This is a genomic window from Streptomyces abyssalis (assembly GCF_001751365.1).
Lineage (GTDB): Bacteria > Actinomycetota > Actinomycetes > Streptomycetales > Streptomycetaceae > Streptomyces > Streptomyces abyssalis.
The window spans coordinates 468,219-485,814 of the sequence record NZ_LJGT01000037.1 but is presented as its reverse complement, the minus strand read 5'-3'; the positions used below and the strand labels follow the sequence as shown (position 1 = coordinate 485,814).

16 protein-coding genes are annotated in these 17,596 nt (G+C 71.2%); 8 read left to right on the top strand and 8 right to left on the bottom strand.

The window, feature by feature from the left end; translation table 11 throughout:
• Positions 1–87: 87 nt before the first annotated feature.
• A complete protein-coding gene (gene egtA, locus AN215_RS05310) occupies positions 88–1,308 on the bottom strand; it encodes an ergothioneine biosynthesis glutamate--cysteine ligase EgtA (RefSeq protein ID WP_070009971.1) in 1,221 nt (406 codons plus the stop codon).
• A 205-nt stretch (positions 1,309–1,513) separates the two neighbouring features.
• On the opposite strand from egtA, the gene ligD reads away from it, so the two are divergent.
• Positions 1,514–2,395 carry a non-homologous end-joining DNA ligase gene (ligD, locus tag AN215_RS05305; RefSeq protein ID WP_245694245.1) on the top strand — a complete coding sequence of 294 codons (882 nt, stop codon included), beginning with the start codon at positions 1,514–1,516 and terminating at the stop codon, positions 2,393–2,395.
• Between the two features lie 115 nt (positions 2,396–2,510).
• On the opposite strand, the gene AN215_RS05300 is transcribed toward ligD, so the two are convergent.
• From AN215_RS05300 to AN215_RS05290, 3 genes are all read right to left on the bottom strand, one after another.
• A complete protein-coding gene (locus tag AN215_RS05300) occupies positions 2,511–3,944 on the bottom strand; it encodes a dihydrolipoyl dehydrogenase family protein (RefSeq protein ID WP_070010323.1) in 1,434 nt (477 codons plus the stop codon).
• Between the two features lie 122 nt (positions 3,945–4,066).
• Complete coding sequence (locus AN215_RS05295) at positions 4,067–4,966, bottom strand: universal stress protein (protein ID WP_070009972.1); 900 nt, start codon at positions 4,964–4,966, stop codon at positions 4,067–4,069.
• A 211-nt stretch (positions 4,967–5,177) separates the two neighbouring features.
• Positions 5,178–5,381 (bottom strand): hypothetical protein, encoded by a 204-nt coding sequence (locus tag AN215_RS05290; RefSeq protein ID WP_070009973.1) that lies wholly within the window; start codon positions 5,379–5,381, stop codon positions 5,178–5,180.
• Between the two features lie 211 nt (positions 5,382–5,592).
• Between AN215_RS05290 and AN215_RS05285 the strand changes: the two genes are divergently transcribed.
• Both AN215_RS05285 and AN215_RS05280 read left to right on the top strand, forming a co-directional pair.
• Positions 5,593–5,835 carry a DUF397 domain-containing protein gene (locus AN215_RS05285; RefSeq protein WP_070009974.1) on the top strand — a complete coding sequence of 81 codons (243 nt, stop codon included), beginning with the start codon at positions 5,593–5,595 and terminating at the stop codon, positions 5,833–5,835.
• Positions 5,836–6,007: 172 nt separating this feature from the next.
• On the top strand, positions 6,008–6,925 hold the full coding sequence (locus AN215_RS05280) for a Sco1979 family transcriptional regulator (protein WP_070009975.1): 918 nt from the start codon (positions 6,008–6,010) through the stop codon (positions 6,923–6,925).
• Between the two features lie 100 nt (positions 6,926–7,025).
• On the opposite strand, the gene AN215_RS05275 is transcribed toward AN215_RS05280, so the two are convergent.
• Positions 7,026–7,841 carry an SAM-dependent methyltransferase gene (locus tag AN215_RS05275; protein ID WP_070009976.1) on the bottom strand — a complete coding sequence of 272 codons (816 nt, stop codon included), beginning with the start codon at positions 7,839–7,841 and terminating at the stop codon, positions 7,026–7,028.
• Between the two features lie 174 nt (positions 7,842–8,015).
• On the bottom strand, positions 8,016–8,468 hold the full coding sequence (locus AN215_RS05270) for an ATP-binding protein (protein ID WP_171904128.1): 453 nt from the start codon (positions 8,466–8,468) through the stop codon (positions 8,016–8,018).
• A 219-nt stretch (positions 8,469–8,687) separates the two neighbouring features.
• Between AN215_RS05270 and AN215_RS05265 the strand changes: the two genes are divergently transcribed.
• From AN215_RS05265 to AN215_RS05250, 4 genes are all read left to right on the top strand, one after another.
• On the top strand, positions 8,688–9,545 hold the full coding sequence (locus AN215_RS05265; RefSeq protein ID WP_070009977.1) for a Sco1979 family transcriptional regulator: 858 nt from the start codon (positions 8,688–8,690) through the stop codon (positions 9,543–9,545).
• Between the two features lie 4 nt (positions 9,546–9,549).
• The gene (locus AN215_RS05260; RefSeq protein WP_070009978.1) at positions 9,550–9,807 is read left to right on the top strand and encodes a DUF397 domain-containing protein; all 258 of its coding nucleotides are present in this window, start codon (positions 9,550–9,552) and stop codon (positions 9,805–9,807) included.
• Between the two features lie 42 nt (positions 9,808–9,849).
• A complete protein-coding gene (locus AN215_RS05255) occupies positions 9,850–10,857 on the top strand; it encodes an SAM-dependent methyltransferase (protein ID WP_079122708.1) in 1,008 nt (335 codons plus the stop codon).
• Between the two features lie 104 nt (positions 10,858–10,961).
• Complete coding sequence (locus AN215_RS05250; protein WP_070009979.1) at positions 10,962–12,764, top strand: acyl-CoA dehydrogenase; 1,803 nt, start codon at positions 10,962–10,964, stop codon at positions 12,762–12,764.
• Between the two features lie 65 nt (positions 12,765–12,829).
• Here the strand turns inward: AN215_RS05250 and AN215_RS05245 are convergent, their stop codons facing one another.
• Complete coding sequence (locus tag AN215_RS05245; RefSeq protein WP_079122707.1) at positions 12,830–14,311, bottom strand: LCP family protein; 1,482 nt, start codon at positions 14,309–14,311, stop codon at positions 12,830–12,832.
• Between the two features lie 211 nt (positions 14,312–14,522).
• A complete protein-coding gene (locus AN215_RS05240; RefSeq protein WP_070009981.1) occupies positions 14,523–16,070 on the bottom strand; it encodes an FAD-dependent oxidoreductase in 1,548 nt (515 codons plus the stop codon).
• Positions 16,071–16,334: 264 nt separating this feature from the next.
• Between AN215_RS05240 and AN215_RS05235 the strand changes: the two genes are divergently transcribed.
• On the top strand, positions 16,335–17,516 hold the full coding sequence (locus AN215_RS05235; RefSeq protein WP_070009982.1) for a zinc-dependent alcohol dehydrogenase: 1,182 nt from the start codon (positions 16,335–16,337) through the stop codon (positions 17,514–17,516).
• Positions 17,517–17,596 lie beyond the last annotated feature (80 nt).

Genomic DNA, 17,596 nt, shown 5'->3' with positions numbered 1-17,596 from the left:
GCACGTCCTGTGTGCACGTGGGGCCACCCGGGCCGAAGGCGCAGGGGGAACGGGCGCGAATGTGCGCGCGGCGGATCAGCCGCAGCCTCAGCCGCGCATCGCGTCCAACTGGTCGTGGGCGGGGCACCGTCCGCGTTCGGAGTAGCGCTCGGCGAACTCGGCGACGGAGTCGTGGACCACGCTGCTGGGGCCCTGTCGGGACAGCGCGGACTCGGCGGCGGCGACACACCGGCGCACCGCCGGACCCAGCAGCGGATCGGCCGGCCCGTCCCGCGCGGCGCGCTGCCACACCGTCGAGTCGCCTTCCAGCGGCTCGGTGGCGTCCCACGCGGACGCCGCTGCCTCCGGGTCGTCCAGCAGGGTCGCCGCCACGGCGGTGGCCGCGATCCAGCCGTCCCCGCACTGCGCGTCGATCATCCGCAACTCCAGCCAGCCGCGCGGACGCACGGGCGGGAAGAGCGTGCCGAGGTGGTAGTCGAGGTCGTCGCGGGTGGGCGGGCGTTCCCGGTGCGCGCCCCGCAGCCATGCGCGGAAGGAGAGCCGGGGCGGTGCCGTCCACTCCGCGGGCGGATCGCGGCGCAGACAGAGCAGTTCGGCATCGAGCGCGTAGCGCGCCCAGCTCTCACGCGGGTCGCTGTGCGTCCGGGGAGGGCTGGTGCGTCCGGGGTCCGCGCGTGCCCACACGCTCTGCCGGGTGGAGACCCACCCCGTCGGACGGGAGCGCCACAGCGGCGAGTTGGCGAAGGCGGCCACCAGTACAGGGCCGAGCCGGTGGGCGAGCCGCCAGCGGTGGCGGTAGCCGGTGGGGCCTTCGGAGTCGTCACCGGCGTCCAGGCTGACCTGGACCGCGGCGGTGGCTCTCATCATCATCCGGCCCCACGGGCCGGAACGGTCGAAGTGCGCCTCCATGGCGCGGTAGCGCGGGTCTTCGAGCACCCGCGGCGGACTGAGATACGGGTCGAGACCCCGTCCGTAGAGCAGTGCGCCGGAGCGGCGCACGCGGTTGCGCAGTACGGTCAGATCGGCGGCGGTGGTGGCGATGCACTCGGCGAGCGTCTCGCCCGGTGGGGAGGAGACCTCCAGCTGTCCGCCAGGTTCCCGTGTGAGTCTGCTGCCGCCCGGCAGACCACGGGCCCACAGCGGAGCCAGCGCCTTCTCCAGGCGGACCGGAGGTACGGCCCGGGACGGCGCGGAGCGGTCCCGGATGAGCCATTCCAGCTCCACTCCGACCCTGCGCGGCGGGCCCGTCTTGAAACAGATCCCGCCGACGTATGCGGCTGCTTCGTCCTCGTTCAGCACGGCATCCATCGGATCCGGTGCCTCCTGTCGGATACGGATCGGTGCGTGTGCGTAAGTCCTGAGGAGTCCGAGACTGCTTCGGGGAAGCGCTGCGCGCAAGACGGCAACGGCGGCTCGGGTGAGCCCACGGGTGGCCCTCGAAGCGGTGCACCAAACCGGACGGAGTGAGACGGACTGCGGTTTACGCAGCTCGGAGCTGTCAACTCGGCATCGTGTGAGGGACATCGGGATCAGCAGACCGGAGAAGGTGCTCTTCCCCGGCGACGGGATCACCAAGAGCGAACTCGCCGGGCACTACCGGAGCGTGGCTTCCCGCGCCGTACCACGGCTGCGGGGGCGGGCGCTGATGATGGAACGGCATCCGGACGGCATCGGCGGCAAACCGCTGATGCAGAAGAACGTCCCCGGCTACTTCCCCGACTGGGTGCGTACCGCCGAACTGCCCAAGGAGGGCGGCACGGTGCGGCACGCCGTGTGCGACAACAGCGACACGCTGGTGTATCTCGCAGGGCAGGCGTGCATCACCCCGCACCGCTGGCTGTCCAAGGCGGACCGGCCGGACGACCCGGACCTGCTCGTCTTCGACCTGGACCCCAGCGGCAGTGCGGACTTCGACGACGTGCGGTGGGCGGCGTCGTGCGTGGGCGGGCTGCTGGAGGCGGTCGAGCTGCCGACGCAGCTGATGACGACCGGTTCGCGCGGCATCCACGTCATCGCCGCCCTGGACCGCAAGTCGGACTTCGACACGGTGCGTGCCTTCGCGCGCCGGATCTCCCAGGTGCTCGTGGGGCGCCACCCCGGGCGGCTCACCGACGAGCCCCGCAAGGCGGACCGTGGCGACCGCATCTATCTCGACATCCAGCGCAACGCCTATGCGCAGACGGCCGTCGCGCCCTACTCGGTGCGGGCGAGGCCGGGAGCGCCGGTGGCCACTCCTATCGCCTGGTCGGAGCTGGACGATCCTCAGCTGCGGCCCGACCGGTGGACCGTACGGAACATCGCGGGGCGGCTGCGTGAGGACGACCCGTGGGCGAAGGTGAGCGCCAGGGGCCGTTCGGTACGGGCGGCGGACCGGCGGCTGTCGGACAGGATCTGACGGGCCGGCGCACGGGCGAACGGACGGGCGCGGACGGACCGGCGGCACTGGGCGGGACCGGCGGCACGGGCGGCATCGGCGGCCCCGCTCGGACGCTGCGCCGCACCGCCCCGCGTCACCCGCGGTAGCCCTCCAGCAGCCGCAGCCACACCTCGCTGACGGAGGGGAACGAGGGGACCGCGTGCCACAGCCGGTCCATCGGCACCTCACCGGCCACGGCGATGCTCGCGGAGTGCAGCAGCTCGCTGACGCCCGGCCCGACGAAGGTGAGCCCCACGATCACCTCGCGGTCGAGGTCGACCACCATGCGGGCGCGGCCCCGGTAGCCGTCGGCGTAGAGCGCGGCCCCGGCGACCTCGCCCATGTCCTGGTCGACCACCCGTACACGCAGTCCGCGGTCCTCCGCCTCGGCGGCGGTCAGCCCGACCGACGTGGCCTCGGGATCGGTGAAGACGACCTGCGGCACGGCGTCGTGGTCGGCGGTGGCCGCGTGCGCACCCCAGCGGTCCGTCTCCAGCAGCGGCACGCCCGCCGCGCGCGCACCGATGGCGCTGCCGGCGATCCGCGCCTGGTACTTGCCCTGGTGGGTGAGGAGAGCCCGGCCGTTGGCGTCCCCCACGGCGTACAGCCAGCCGCCGTGCACGCCCTTCACGCGGCAGCTGTCGTCGACGGTCAGCCAGTTGCCGGGTTCGCAGCCGACGGTCTCCAGGCCGATGTCATCGGTGCGCGGCGCCCGTCCGGTGGCGAAGAGCACCTCGTCGGCCTCCAGCCGGCCGCCGTCGCTGAGCGTGAGCGTGACGGGCCGGTCCGGGGAGGGCCTCTCCAGGCTCTCGACGGAGATGCCCGTACGCACGCTCGCCCCGGCCTCCGTCAGCGCGCCGGCCACGAGTTCGCCCGCGAACGGCTCCATGCGCGGCAGCAGCCGGTCTCCCCGTACCAGCACGGTCACTTCGGCGCCCAGCGCCTGCCACACGGTGGCCATCTCCACGCCGACCGCTCCCCCGCCGACCACCGCGAGGCGCCGCGGCACCTCCTTGGAGGACGTCGCCTCCCGGCTCGTCCAGGGACGGGCCTCGACGATTCCCGGCAGGTCGGGGAGAGCGGCGCGGCTGCCCGTACAGACGGCGACGGCGTGGCGGGCGGTCAGGGTGCGGGACGAGCCGTCGGGGGTCTCCACGACCACGCGGCGGGGCCCGTCGAGGCGGCCGTGCCCGCGTACGAGGTCCACAGCGACGGAGTCCAGCCAGGCGGCCTGGCCGTCGTCCTGCCAGTCCGAGACGAAGGAGGTGCGCCGGGCCAGCACCGCCTCCGCGTTCAGGCCGCCGTCGACGGCCTGGGCGGCACCCGCCACCCGGCGGGCGTCGGCGAGCGCGGAGACGGGACGCAGCAGGGCCTTGCTCGGGATGCACGCCCAGTAGGAGCAGTCGCCGCCGACGAGTTCGCTCTCCACGACGACCGCGCTGAGCCCCGTGGCGTGCGCGCGATCGGCGACGTTCTCCCCTACCGGGCCGGCTCCGATCACGATGACGTCGTACTCGTCGGCTGGCATGTCGGCCTCCACGTGCTGGGTTGCTGGGGTGCTGCGGGTGCGCGCAGACGCCGGGCGTAAACGGCGCACAACGGGCGGTGGAGCACGAACGCCATGTGCGGGCGGGTCAGCTCACCCGACTGTCAGCTCACCCGGTTGGGCAGCAGCACGACCGGGCAGTGCGCGTGGTGCAGCACCGCGTGCGCGACGGGACCGAGCTGCAGCCCGAGACGGCGCGGCGCACGCCGGTGCACCGCGATCGCGAGGACGTCGGCGGCCCGGCTCGCCTCGATGAGGGTGGCGGCGGGGCTGCCGCTCTTCTCCTCGGAGCTGACCTCGACGCCGGGGTGGTCCTTGCTGATCGGGCCGACCGTCTCGCGCAGCAGGTCCGACGCCGCGGCCTGGGCCTTCCGGGCCTCGTTGGGCGGCAGTTGGAGCCTGCCGGGCATGCGCGGCTGGTTCCACGCGTGGAGCACGCGCAGGGACGAGCTGCGGCGGCCCGCCTCCTCGAAACCGAAGCGCAGCGCCGGTACGTCCGCTTCGGTGTGCATGCCCACCAGGACGGACCCGCGCTCGGGGCCGCCGCGGTCCCTGCTGTCGCCCACCACCAGCAGCGGTCCCTCGCAGTGGGTGGCCACACGGAGGCTGACGGAGCCGACGAGCAGCCCGGCGAATCCGCCGTGCCCGCGGGTGCCGACCACGGTCAGGGCGGCGGTGCGGGAGGCCTTGACGAGGACGTCGGCCGCGAGGGCCTCGGTGTGGACCTGCGCGACGACGCGCAGCCCCGGCACGTGCTCGTGGGCGCGCCGGCCCGCCTCGTCCAGGACGGCTGCCGCGGCCGTCCGCATCCGTTCGGTGTCGGACTCAGTCACGGGGACACGCGAGCGGCGGGGCCATCCGGCCGAATACACCATTTCCAGGGTGGCACCGCGCCGGCCGGCCTCCTCGGCGGCCATGTCGAGGGCGCGCAGCGAAGGTTCTGATCCATCGACGCCGACGACCACGCGGCCTTCGGCGGCAGGGGCTGCGGAGCGGTCATTCATCTGGGGGCTCTCCTCGCGTCGGCTCGTCCGTGTGTCCCAGTGTGCGGGATTCGGGCGAACGCCGGGAGAAGGCGGCGCGCAGCAACTGGAGCAGCGGGTGACGGGTGCCTGGCGCGAGGGTGACGCGGAGTGAACTGACGCGCGGCGGGGCCGGGTGGAGCGGGCGCCGCCGCCCCGGCGGCCGGGCAGGTGCCGCCCCGGAAGGGCGCGGTCAGGCGTCCGAGGACCTGCCTGTGGTGTCGCGCCGTGCGGTGCGGGCGACCTCCTGCAGCCAGGCGGGACGGTCGGCGATCTCCAGCAGCAGCAGCAGGCGCGTCAACGGGTCGTCCCAGTCGCAGTGTTCGAGTTCCGCGATGGCGGCCTGTGTGTCCACCGGCCCGGCCGTGGCGGGACGTTCGAATCCGAATGAGGTCACCAGGACTCCAGGGTGAGGGACAGATGAGCCGAACGGCGGTGCCACCAGGGCATGTTCACCACTCAAGTACCGCTGCGCACGCCATTCTCCATGCACACACATACTGCTGCAAGTACATCTGCAATTACAGATGCAAGAACGCTCCGCTGTGAGACAGTACGAGCCAACAACCCCCGTACGCCTGTCAGATGGAAGTCACGGAGACGCATTCATGCAGATCGAGAACGGCACAGAGGCGACCCGGATCGAGAACGTCGTGTGGCGGAAGAGCTCACGCAGCAACCCGAACGGCAACTGCGTGGAACTGGCCGGCCTCCCCGGCGGCCACGTCGCTGTACGCAACTCGCGCCATCCCTCCGGCCCGGCACTGATCTACACCCCGGCGGAGATGGCGGCCTTCGTACAGGGCGCCAAGGACGGCGACTTCGACGACCTGCTGGCCGCCGAAGGCTGAACCGCCACAGGAACAAGCAGACAGCGGGGGTGCGCACGTCCCCGGCCCTGTACGGGGCCGTGATGGCAGCGGCACATGGCCGGGGTATGTGCAACCAGCATGACTGTACGGGCCGTTCGCCTAGTGGGACACTGAGCGCTCGACTCGTCACTCACGGGAGCAGGAAGACCTGATGTCAGCACAGCAGGAAGGCGATTCGTCGGTCAGGCGGATCCTCGACCACCCGCGCGGTGGGCCGACGATTCTGCGCATCGTGCTCGGTACGGCACTGCGGAGGCTCCGCGAGGAGTGCGGTATCACCCGTGAGGCCGCCGGAGACGCGATCCGCGGTTCGCACGCCAAGATCAGCCGTCTCGAACTGGGCCGTGTGGGCTGCAAGGAGAGGGACGTCGCCGACCTGCTCGCGCTCTACGGAGTCACGGACGCGGAGGAGCGGGAGGAATATCTGGTACTGGCCCGCCACGCCAACACGCCTGGCTGGTGGCAGAAGTACAGCGATGTGATGTCGCCGTGGTTCGACAGGCTGATCGGCCTGGAGGAAGCGGCTTCCGTGATCCGCATGTACGAAGTGCAGTTCGTACCCGGCCTGTTGCAGACGCCGGACTATGCCCGCGCCGTGATGAGACTGGGCCATCCGCGGGCGTCGACGGAGGAGATCGAGCGCCGCGTCGAACTCCGCCAGGACCGCCAGGCCATCCTCACCCGGCCGCACAGCCCGAAGCTGTGGGTCGTCGTCGACGAGGCGGCGTTGCAGCGTCCGCTCGGCGGGGCCGCGGTGATGCACGAGCAGATCAAGCGGTTGTTGTGGGCGACGGAACAGCCCAACATCACTGTGCAGATCGCCCCGTTCGCGATCGGCGGCCTCGCGGCGGCCGGCGGGCCGGTGACGATACTCCGCTTCCTGGAGCCGGATCTGCCCGACATCGTCTATCTGGAACAGCTCACCTCCTCGCTGTACTTGGAGAAGCGCGAAGAGGTGGAGAACTACATGGTGGTCATGGACCGCCTGTGCGCCACCGCAGAACCGCCCTCCATGACGGTCGACTTCCTGGAGCGCCTGCTCAGCCGTTTCGAGGGTCAGGCGGGCTGAGCGTCAGGCCGCGAACGGACCGGCCGGCGCCGTATCCTCCTGCACCGCCGGGGGCGGCGAGGTGGCCGGGAGGGCCGGTCCGCCACACCGCCCCGGCGCGTCAGGGCTTGCGGGCCACGCCCCCGAACTCGTACCACTCGTCGGTCAGTTGCCTCGGGCCGAGCTCGGAGTCCGGCCGCCAGTCGTTGATCTCCCCGAGGCCCGGCTCAAGGATCTCCAGGCCGTCGAAGTAGCGCTCGACCTCGTGCGCCTGACGCACCCTGCCCCAGCGGTCGCCGGTGGCCTTCGCCATGAAGTCCGTGACGAAGTCCCGCGTGGCCTTGTCCTCACTCACCAGCTGATTGATCACCAGGAAGCTGCCGGAGGGCAGGCGTTCGATGATCCCCCGCAGGACGCCCGCGGGGTCGGAGGAGTCGGGGATGCAGTGCATCACGGAGACGAAGAGCGCACCGACGGGCTGCGAGAGATCTATCAGCCGTCGCACGTCGGGGGACGCGAAGATCTCCTCGGTGTCCCGCAGGTCCGCCTGTATGACCGCCGTATTGGTGTTCTCCTCCAGCAGCGCCCGTCCGTGCGCGAGCACGATGGGGTCGTTGTCGACGTAGACGACCCTTGCCTCCGGGTCGACCCGCTGGGCGACCTGGTGCACGTTGTCCTGGGTGGGCAGCCCTGAACCGTGGTCCAGGAACTGCCGTACGCCGTAGTCCTCGGCGAGAACCCGCACGGCGCGCTGCAGGAAGCGGCGGTTGTTGACGGCCAGCGGCCGGGTGCTCGGCACGACCTTGTCGAGTTCCTCGACGGCCTGGCGGTCGACCTCGTAGTTGTCCTTCCCGCCCAGGTAGTAGTCGTACATCCGCGCCACACTGGGGGTGTTGACGTCCACTCCCCCAGCCACCGCCACTTCGTCCTCGCCCATGCGTGCCTCACCGTCTCGCTGTGAACGCGTCCCGTTGCGTACACGATCCGTTACGGCGAAGCATTGCACGGTGATGTGGCGCAGAGCACCTCAACTGCCCAGTAGGGAAAGGAAATTCGCAAGAAGTGCGACTGGTGCGGCGGCAGGGACCCAAGTGACGGACGTGACCCGCGGTCACAGCCCGGGGAGAGTCAGCTCCGCCCACACGACGCGCCCGGAGTGCGAGTCCTCCGAGCGCACACCCCATGTCTCCGCGAGCGCGTTCACGAGCTGAAGCCCGCGCCCGTTCACATCCTCCGCCGCGGCCTCGCGGGGCGTGACCTGGCTCTCCTCGTCCCCCTCGTCGCACACCTCTATACGCAGCCGCTGGCCGCTGACCTGGAGTCTGCAGCGGACGCGGCAGCTGTCGGTGTGCACGACGGCGTTGGTGAAGAACTCAGAGACGACCAGCTGCGCCGCGCGCCCCAGCTCCTCCGGAAGGCCCCAGTTGCGCACCTGGCCGCGCACCTTCTCCCGCGCATCGGCCACCGCCGTCGCGTGCGCCGGCAGTTCGAATCCCTCACGGCGCACAGCAGCCCCGACCGGTCCGGACGGGGTGAACGGTATGACGGGGCGGGACAGAGCCACGGTGGGATATGCCTTCCGACTACCCGCTGGACGAGGGGACAGGGCGCGGAAGCAGCACGATGCGGGTCATGAGCTGTATCACGTACATCACTATGCTCCGCGCTCGTCTCAGTTGGCAAGAGGCGGTCTGCGAATTGCAGAATCGCAGGAACAGTGTGGCCGGTGCACTGATCGCATGGCACACTTCTAGCGCAGCAAGTCCGGTGGAAGGGAGGCGTCTTGGCTGACGGACGCACCGCACCGACCGTGGGTCAGATGGTCCTCGGCCTGCGACTGAGGGACTTGCGGGAAGCCGCCGGATACTCGTTCGCCGAAGCGGCCGGCGCACTGAGCGTCAACACCACGACGGTCCGGCGCATGGAGAAGGCAGAAGTCGGACTGAAGCCCCCGTATGTGGAGAAACTGCTCAAAACGTACGGCATCCCGGAGAACGAGATCACCGCGTTCCTGGAACTGGTGGACGAAGCCAACCGGCCCGGCTGGTGGCACGGATTCCGCGACGTACTGCCGTCCTGGTTCAGCCTCTACGTCAGCCTGGAGGGCGAGGCGAGCCTCATCCGCGCCTACGAGCCGCACTGCGTGCACGGGCTGCTCCAGACCGAGGAGTACGCGCGCGCACTGCTGCGCACCGGCTTCCCCAACGCGAGCGACGAGGAGCTCGGCCGCCGCGTCGCCCTGCGGATGGAACGCCAGGAGCTGCTGCGCCGGGAGGACGCTCCGCGGCTGTGGGTGCTGCTGGAGGAACAGGTCCTGCGGCGGCACGTCGGCGGACCGCACGTGATGCGCGCCCAGCTGGACCGCCTCACCGAGGCCGCGGCCCTGCCGCACGTGACCGTGCAGATCATCCCCTACGCCTCAGGCCCGCACCCCGCCATGTTCGGGCCGTTCCAGCTCTTCCGGTTCGAGATCCCGGAGCTGCCCGACATCGTCTACACCGAGAGCCTCAGCGGCGCCGTCTACCACGACGAACGCCGCGACACCGCCGTCTTCCTGGAGGCACTGGACCGCATGGGTGCGCAGGCCGCACCGGCACAACGCACCGAGGCCCTCCTCGGTGAGATCCGCAAGGAGTTCTGACTGCATGGGCCGCGACACGACACAGCACATCTACAACGGCATGCCCTCCCGCGAACTCGGCACCGAGGGCTGGCACAAGCCGTGGAGCGGCCCCAACGGCGGCAACTGCCTGGAGGTCATGAAGCTCATGGACGGCCGTGTCGCACTGCGGCAGTCCAACGACCCGGACGGGCCCGCCCTGATATACGACCCCGCCGAGATCGACATCTTCATACGCGGAGCCAAGCGCGGAGAAGCCGACTTCCTGCTCACCCACGGATGAACACGACCGCCCAGGACGGAAACGGAGACACCGTTGACTGGAGTGACCGGAACCACACGTTGGACGGGACGTACGGGGCAGACACGGCCGGGCGGCACGGCCCGCGGCGGCGGCAGCGGGAGCGGCGGGGGCAGGGCCGGTGCGGCGGAGGCGGAGGCGACGCCGGCGGCACCGGCCTCCGAGCCCGGGGCGGCTTCCGCGACCGGAGCGGCTTCCGCGTCCGCGACACAGCCCGGCAGGGCGCAGTCCGCGACACAGCCCGGCAGGGCGCACCCGGCCCGCATGTACGACTACTACCTGGGCGGCCGTGATCACTCGGAAGCCGACGTGCGGGCGGCGGAGGCGGTCGCCACCGCGCTGCCGACGGTGCGTACGGCGGCGCGCGCCAACCGGGACTTCATGGTCAGAGCGACCCGCTGGCTTGCCGAGGAGCGCGGCGTCCGGCAGTTCCTGGACATAGGGTCCGGCATTCCGACCGAGCCCAATCTCCACCAGGTCGCCCAAGGGGTCTCGCCCGAGGCGAAGGTCGTCTACAGCGACAACGACCCGCTCGTCCTCCGGCACGCCCGCGCGATGCTCGGCGGTGACACGGAGGGGAACACCGCGTACGTGCACGCGGACCTGACCGATCCGGAGAGCATCCTGGATGCGCCCGGGCTGAGCGACACGATCGACCTCGGCCGTCCCGTCGCCCTCTCCCTGTGCGCCGTCATGCACTTCGTGGGGGACGAGCAGCATCCGTACGACATCGTCCGTACGCTGCTCGGCGCGCTGCCCGCGCGGAGTCACCTCGTCCTCACCCACACGACGGCCGACTTCCTGGACGCGGCGCAGGCGAAGCGGGCCGGGGAGGTGCTGGAGACGTATGAGAAGGGCGGCTCCCCGCTGCGGCCGCGTACGCACCGGGAGGTGGCCCGCTTCTTCGAAGGCCTGGAGATGGCCGGCCCCGGTCTCGTGCTCCCACACCGCTGGCACCCCGGCCCGGACACCCCCGCGCGCCTGACCGGTGCGGACGTCCCCAGCTACGCGGGAGTCGCCCGCAAGCCCTGACCCCCGGGCAGGTGCCGTTGACAGGGGACGGCGGACGGACGCAGGATAAGCGAGCGCTTAGGCATGCGCCCGTACGCCCGCCGACCGTGATCGGATCACGCCACATGGCCACATCGTCGCTCCTGCTCTCCCGCCGGGATCTCGACTTCCTGCTCCACGAGTGGCTCGACGCGGAGGAGCTGACCCGGCGCCCGCGCTTCGCGGAGCACTCCCGCGAGACCTTCGACGCCGTGCTCGACCTCAGCGAGCAGATCGCCACGCGGCACTTCGCACCGCACAACAAGAAGAACGACCAGCAGGAGCCGCGCTTCGACGGGGAGCGCGTGCACACCGTGCCCGAGGCGAAGCAGGCTCTGGACGCCTTCACCGGCGCCGACCTGCTCGCCGCCCCCATGGACGAGGAGCTGGGCGGCATGCAGCTGCCCCAGCTGCTGACGACGGCCTGCTTCAGCTGGTTCCAGGCGGCCAACGTCGGCACGTCCGCATACGTCTTCCTCACCCTCGGCAACGCCAGGCTCCTGTGCGAGCACGGCTCGCAGACGCAGATCGACACATACGTACGGCCCATGCTCGCGGGCCGGTTCTTCGGCACCATGTGCCTGTCGGAGCCGCAGGCCGGGTCCTCGCTGGCGGACGTGACGACCCGCGCCGAACCCCAGCCGGACGGCAGTTACCGGCTCTTCGGAAGCAAGATGTGGATCTCGGCCGGCGACCACGAGCTGGCGGAGAACATCGTCCACCTCGTCCTGGCCCGCATCCCCGGAGCGCCTCCGGGCGTCAAGGGCCTCTCCCTGTTCATCGTGCCCAAGTACCTGGTCGGGGAGGACGGGAGCATCGGAGAGCGCAACGACGTCGTGACGGCGGGGCTCAACCACAAGATGGGCTACCGCGGTACGACCAACACGCTGCTCAACTTCGGTGAGGGCGCGCACACTCCGGACGGGAAGCCGGGCGCGGCCGCGCAGATCGTGGGCATACCGCACTGCGGACTCTCGTACATGTTCCACATGATGAACGGCGCGCGCATCGGTGTCGGCGCGGGCGCGATGGCGCTGGGCTACACCGGCTATCTGAAGTCCCTCGCCTACGCGCGCGAGCGCCCGCAGGGCCGGCCCGTCGCCGCCAAGGACGCGACCGCGCCGCAGGTCCCCATCATCGAACACGCCGACGTGCGGCGGATGCTGCTGGCACAGAAGTCGTACGTGGAGGGCGCGCTGGCCCTGCTGCTGTACTGCTCGCGGCTCGTCGACGAACAGCAGACCGCCGAGCGGGAGGAGGAGCGGTCGCACGCGGGCCTGCTGCTGGACGTGCTCACCCCGATCGCCAAGAGCTGGCCCTCCCAGTGGTGCCTGGAGGCCAACAGCCTGGCGATCCAGGTGCACGGCGGCTACGGCTACACCCGTGAGTACGACGTCGAGCAGCACTACCGCGACAACCGGCTCAACCCCATCCACGAGGGCACGCACGGCATCCAGGCGCTCGACCTGCTCGGCCGCAAGGCCGTCATGGACGGAGGTGCCGGTCTCACGGCGCTGGGCGAGACCATCGGCAAGACGGCCGAGCGCGCGCTCGCCACGGGTGGCGAGTCCGCCGAACTCGGCGCCGCCCTGCAGGAGTCGTGGGAGCGCGTCTCCAAGGTGACGTCGCGGTTGTGGAGCACGGGCGACCCGTCGGTGGCGCTTGCGAACGCGTCGGTGTACCTGGAGGCCGTCGGTCACACGGTCGTCGCGTGGATATGGCTCGGCCAGTTCCTTGCCACGGCGGGCCACGACGACAGCTTCCACGAGGGCAAGCGGCAGGCGGCCCGCTACTTCTTCCGTTACGAACTGCCCCGTACAGGGCCCCAGTTCGACCTGCTGGACTCGCTCGACACGACGACCCTCGACACGGACCCCGGCTGTTTCTGAGTCGCCCGGCGTCGCGGCGTCCCGGCGCTCCGGAAGCGGGGCGCGGGAGAGCAACCGCCTCCGGTTCAGCTTCTGTTGTGCGGGGTCCGCCCGTCGCAGTCGAGGTCGTCACCCCGTACCGGGGCGCCCTCCACGCTGCTGCGGTCGTACACGACGTCCGCCACATCGGTGCCCTCCGTACCGGGCCGCACGGTGAAGACCTGCGAATGCTTGCTGCCCGCCACCTTCCTGGGGCGCATCACGGCGCCAGGCATCGCCGCCGAGACCGTGCTCGCCTTGCGCTGCCAGTGCTCGTCGTAGGTGATCTCGGTGCGTCCGCCTCGCGGTCCGGACGCGGCACCGCGCAGCGGGTCCAGGACGTTGAAGCCGTTGTCCCGCAGATCCTGCGCGATGCGTGCCGCGGTCTCGCCGGTGCCCGCCACCCGGACGCTGACGTCCTCAGGCCTGTACGGAACGGGAGTGGCGCCGGGTGCGGGTCCCGTCGCCGGGTTTCCGGTGACGGGCCGGTCGGCGCGCAGATCGGCGAAGAGCGCGCGTGCCCGCGGACCGTCCCATCTGAGGGTCGAGCCCCACACGGGTGCGCGGTGGTCGAACTCGAGGATCGGCACGGTCGCGAACTCGGTCTGCTCCGGGGTCAGTCCGCGCAGGTCACGCACCAGCCCTGCCAGCCGCTGCGGCGTGAGGCCCTTGTCCCGGCGGACCGAATCGCGGAGCGCCGCGGCGGCGCGGACCACTTCGAGCGGATTCTCCGCCATGCTCCCGCCGGTCAGCGTCCGCAGCAGCTCCCCGAGCACGTGCTGCTGGCGGCGCATCCGGCCGAGGTCGCCGGGCGGGTCGACGTGCCGGGCACGTACGAACCGCAGCGCATGGTTCCCGTTCAGGACGTGTGTGCCCTTGGCCAGCTTCAGACCGCTGTTCTTGTCCTGGAGCGGCTTGCTGGAGCACACCTCCGCACCGCCCAGCCGGTTCACGGTCTTCTCGAACCCGCGGAAGTCGGTCTCGGCGTAGTGGTCGACGCGTACGCCCGTCACCTGCTCGACGGTCCGGATGGTCAGGGCGGGGCCGCCGTGGGCGTACGTACTGTTGATCTTTCCCAGGTGGCGGGTGGAGCGGTCTGTGATCTTGCCGAAGCCCTTGCCGTGGTCCCGGTGTTCGGCGAAGCGCACATAGGAGTCGCGGGGGATGCCCACGACGCTGACGCGGTCCCGGTCGGCGGAGATGTGGAGCAGCATCAGCACATCAGTGCAGTCGCACTGCTCGCCGTTCACGTGCAGCCTGTTCTTCGTCTTCTGGGAGAGGCCCTCCCTCCGGTCGAGGCCGACGAGGAGGACGTTGGTGCCGGGGCCCCGTGCGGGACGGCCGGCAGCGGGGACCTTGTCGAATGCGTCGCGCGCCCGGTCGGAGCCGCCGGGCGGCGCGGGCGCATTGGTGGCGGCGGACCCTGCTTCAGGTCCGGCGCCGCAGGTGAGGGCTGCGCAGACGGCGCAGGAGAGGGCGAGCGTGCGGCGCGAGCGCGGGGAACGGGCGAGGCGGGAGAGGGGGGACATGAGCCTGTGCACCTCCGCGGAATATGGGATTCCGCATGCTAGGCACGGCCCGTATCCAGACTCCGGCGATACGTCGGGCCACCCGTCCGGGTCACCCGGTCAGATGAACGCCAATCCGCCTCTCCCGTCCCGTCCGATCCCGCAGGCCTCGCCCGGTCCCGTCCGTCCCCGCCCCGGTACCCCGGCCCGGGTCCTCCGCTCCCCGGGCGGCTCACGTCACGTCGTCGCGCCGCTCCAGCGGTCTGGTCGCCGGCCCCTGGATGACACGGCCCTCGGTGTCGAAGCGCGAGCCGTGGCAGGGGCACTCCCAGGCGCCCTCGGTGTCGTTGAAACGTACGAGGCATCCGAGGTGCGTGCAGCGCGGTGAGAGCGCGCGCACCTCGCCCTCCGGCGTGCGGTGCACGGCACAGCGGCGCCCCCGCACGCGCACGATCGCTCCCGCACCCGGGGCGATCTCGTCCACGGAGTCGGCGTACGACGACCGCAGCCGGTCGCCGACGAACCGGCCCGCGACCGTCGACTGGAAGCGCAGCATCGCCGGCGCCTCACGGGGGCTCAGCCGGCGCGGCTCGTACAACTTGGCCCAGGGGGGCAGCTGTTCACCGGTGATGTACGCGGCCAGCAGCTGCCCCGAGAGCACGCCGCCCGACATGCCCCAGCCGCCGAACCCCGTGGCCACCCAGGTGTGCTGCGAGGCGGGGTGGAAGGCGCCGATGTAGGGCACGCGGTCGGTGGTGTCGTTGTCCTGCGTCGCCCAGCGGTGCACGAGCCGCGCGTCGGGGAAGCGTTCGTACGTCCAGGCCGCCAGCCGCTCGTAGCCCGCGCTCACCGAGCCCTGGCCGGCGGTCCCGGGGATGAACTTCTCCCCGGTGACGATCAGGAGCCGGTTCCCCCTGCCGAACGGGTACGGGGCGGTGCGCACCGAGCGGGTCCCCCGCTCCGGGGTGAGGTAGCTGCCCTGCGGGTCCTGTCCGCCGGGAAGCAGTGCCGAGACGACGAGCTCGCGGCGGGGCTCGAGCCGGGAGAACATCAACGCGCGGTCGAAGACGGGATAGTGGGTCGCCACCACGACGTCCCGCGCGACGACCTCGGCCCCGTTCTCGGTGACGACCCGGCACGGCTCACCCTCGTCCAGGCCGGTGACGCGGGTGCGTTCGTGGATGCGGCCGCCGAGGCGCAACAGGTCCTCGGCGAGGGCGAGGAGGTACTTGCGCGGATGGAACTGGGCCTGGTCCTCGACCCGTACGGCCGCGCACACCGGGAAGGGCAGACCGGTATCCGTGACGAACGAGGCGGGCAGGCCCGCCTCGCGTGCCGCCTCGGCCTCGGCGCGTATCTCGTCGGCGTGGTGCTCGGACTCGACGAAGGTGTGGGCGGGAACCCGCTCCAGTTCGCAGTCGATCCCCAACTCCCCTGTCACGGCGGCGAGATGCTCGATCGCCTGCTGCTGCGACGTGGCGTAGAGGCGCGCGTCCTCGGCACCGCGCCTGTCACGCAGGTACGAGTAGACCAGGCCGTGCAGGGCGGAGACCTTTCCGGTCGTGTGTCCCGTGACGCCCGCGGCGATGCGGTCCGCCTCGACCACGGCGACGCTCCGGCCGGCCCGTGCCAGTTCCCAGGCGACGGACAGGCCCGCGACCCCGCCTCCGACGACCACCACGTCCACTTCCGTCACGCTCCCGGGCGGAAGGGGCGGATGGGGAGCGGCCGCTGCGGACAGCATCCAGTAGGACTCGTAACCGACGGGCAGTGTGGTCACCGCTGCTCCTCATTGGTCGTCCGCGGCTCGCCGGCTCATCCGGCTCGTCCGGGTCGTGCTGCTCTCCCCCGCTTCCTGCTCTCCCCCGGTTGCTGTCGTCGCGCAGCCGTCGCCGTCGGGCGGCAGCCGCCGTAGGGCAGTTCGACCCTGCTGTGATTCCCGGCGCCGCGCGGGTCACGCGTGACGGCGGGTTTCACCGCCCGCTCACGTGTCCGCCGGCGGCGTCACGGGCACCCGGGCGGCCTCACATGGAGGTGACGACGGATGAAGGCAGCTGTCTGGCAGGGAAAGCGGGACATACAGGTCACCGATGTGGCCGACCCCGCCGTACGGGAGTCGACAGACGCGGTCATACGGATCACGTCGAGCGGCTTGTGCGGGTCCGACCTGCATCTCTACGAAGTCCTGACGCCCCTGATGACACCCGGGGACATCCTCGGGCACGAACCGATGGGCGTCATCGAAGAGGTCGGCAGCAAGGTGCAGGGGCTCAAGCCCGGCGACCGTGTGGTGGTCCCCTTCCAGATCTCCTGCGGGACCTGCTTCATGTGCGATCAGGGCCTGCAGACGCAGTGCGAGACGACGCAGGTGCGTGAGCACGGCATGGGCGCGGCACTGTTCGGCTACACCAAGCTCTACGGCGCGGTCCCCGGGGCGCAGGCCGAGTACCTGCGCGTACCGCAGGCCCAGTACGGGCCGATCAAGGTCCCCGAGGGCCCTCCGGACGACCGTTTCCTCTTCCTCTCCGACGTGCTGCCCACCGCCTGGCAGGCCGTGGAGTACGCGGACGTGCCCAAGGACGGCACTCTCGCCGTCATCGGCCTAGGTCCCATCGGCGACATGGCATGCCGGATCGCGCTGCACCGCGGCGCACGTCAGGTCATCGGGATCGACCTCGTGCCCGAGCGGCTCACACGGGCACGTGCCCGCGGAGCGGAGGTGCTGGACGTCACGGAGCACGACGACATCGGCGCTGCGGTACGGGAGTTGACGCACGGGCGCGGCACGGACGCCGTCATCGACGCCGTCGGCATGGAGGCGCACGGCAACATCGCGGGGAAGCTCGTGCAGACGGTGGGCGGCATGCTGCCGGGGAAGCTGGCGGAGAAGGCCGTCGCCAAGGCCGGGGTGGACCGGCTCGCGGCCTTCCAGCAGGCGATCGACATCGTGCGCCGCGGCGGGACGATCTCGCTCTCCGGCGTGTACGGAGGCGCCGCCGACCCCCTGCCGATGCTGACGCTCTTCGACAAGCAGATCCAGCTGCGCATGGGGCAGGCGAACGTCAAGCGCTGGGCGCCGGAGATCCTTCCGCTGCTCACCGACGAGGACGTGCTGGGCGTGGACGACTTCGCCACGCACCACCTGCCGCTCACGCAGGCGCCCGAGGCGTACGAGATGTTCCAGAAGAAGGCGGACGGCGCGGTGAAGGTGGTCCTGCGGCCCTGAGCGGGCGGCAGGACGGGTCCTTTCCGGTCGGCGCCCGTCTCGGCACCGGCCGGCGCAGGCGGAGCCGCGTCCGTCCCGGC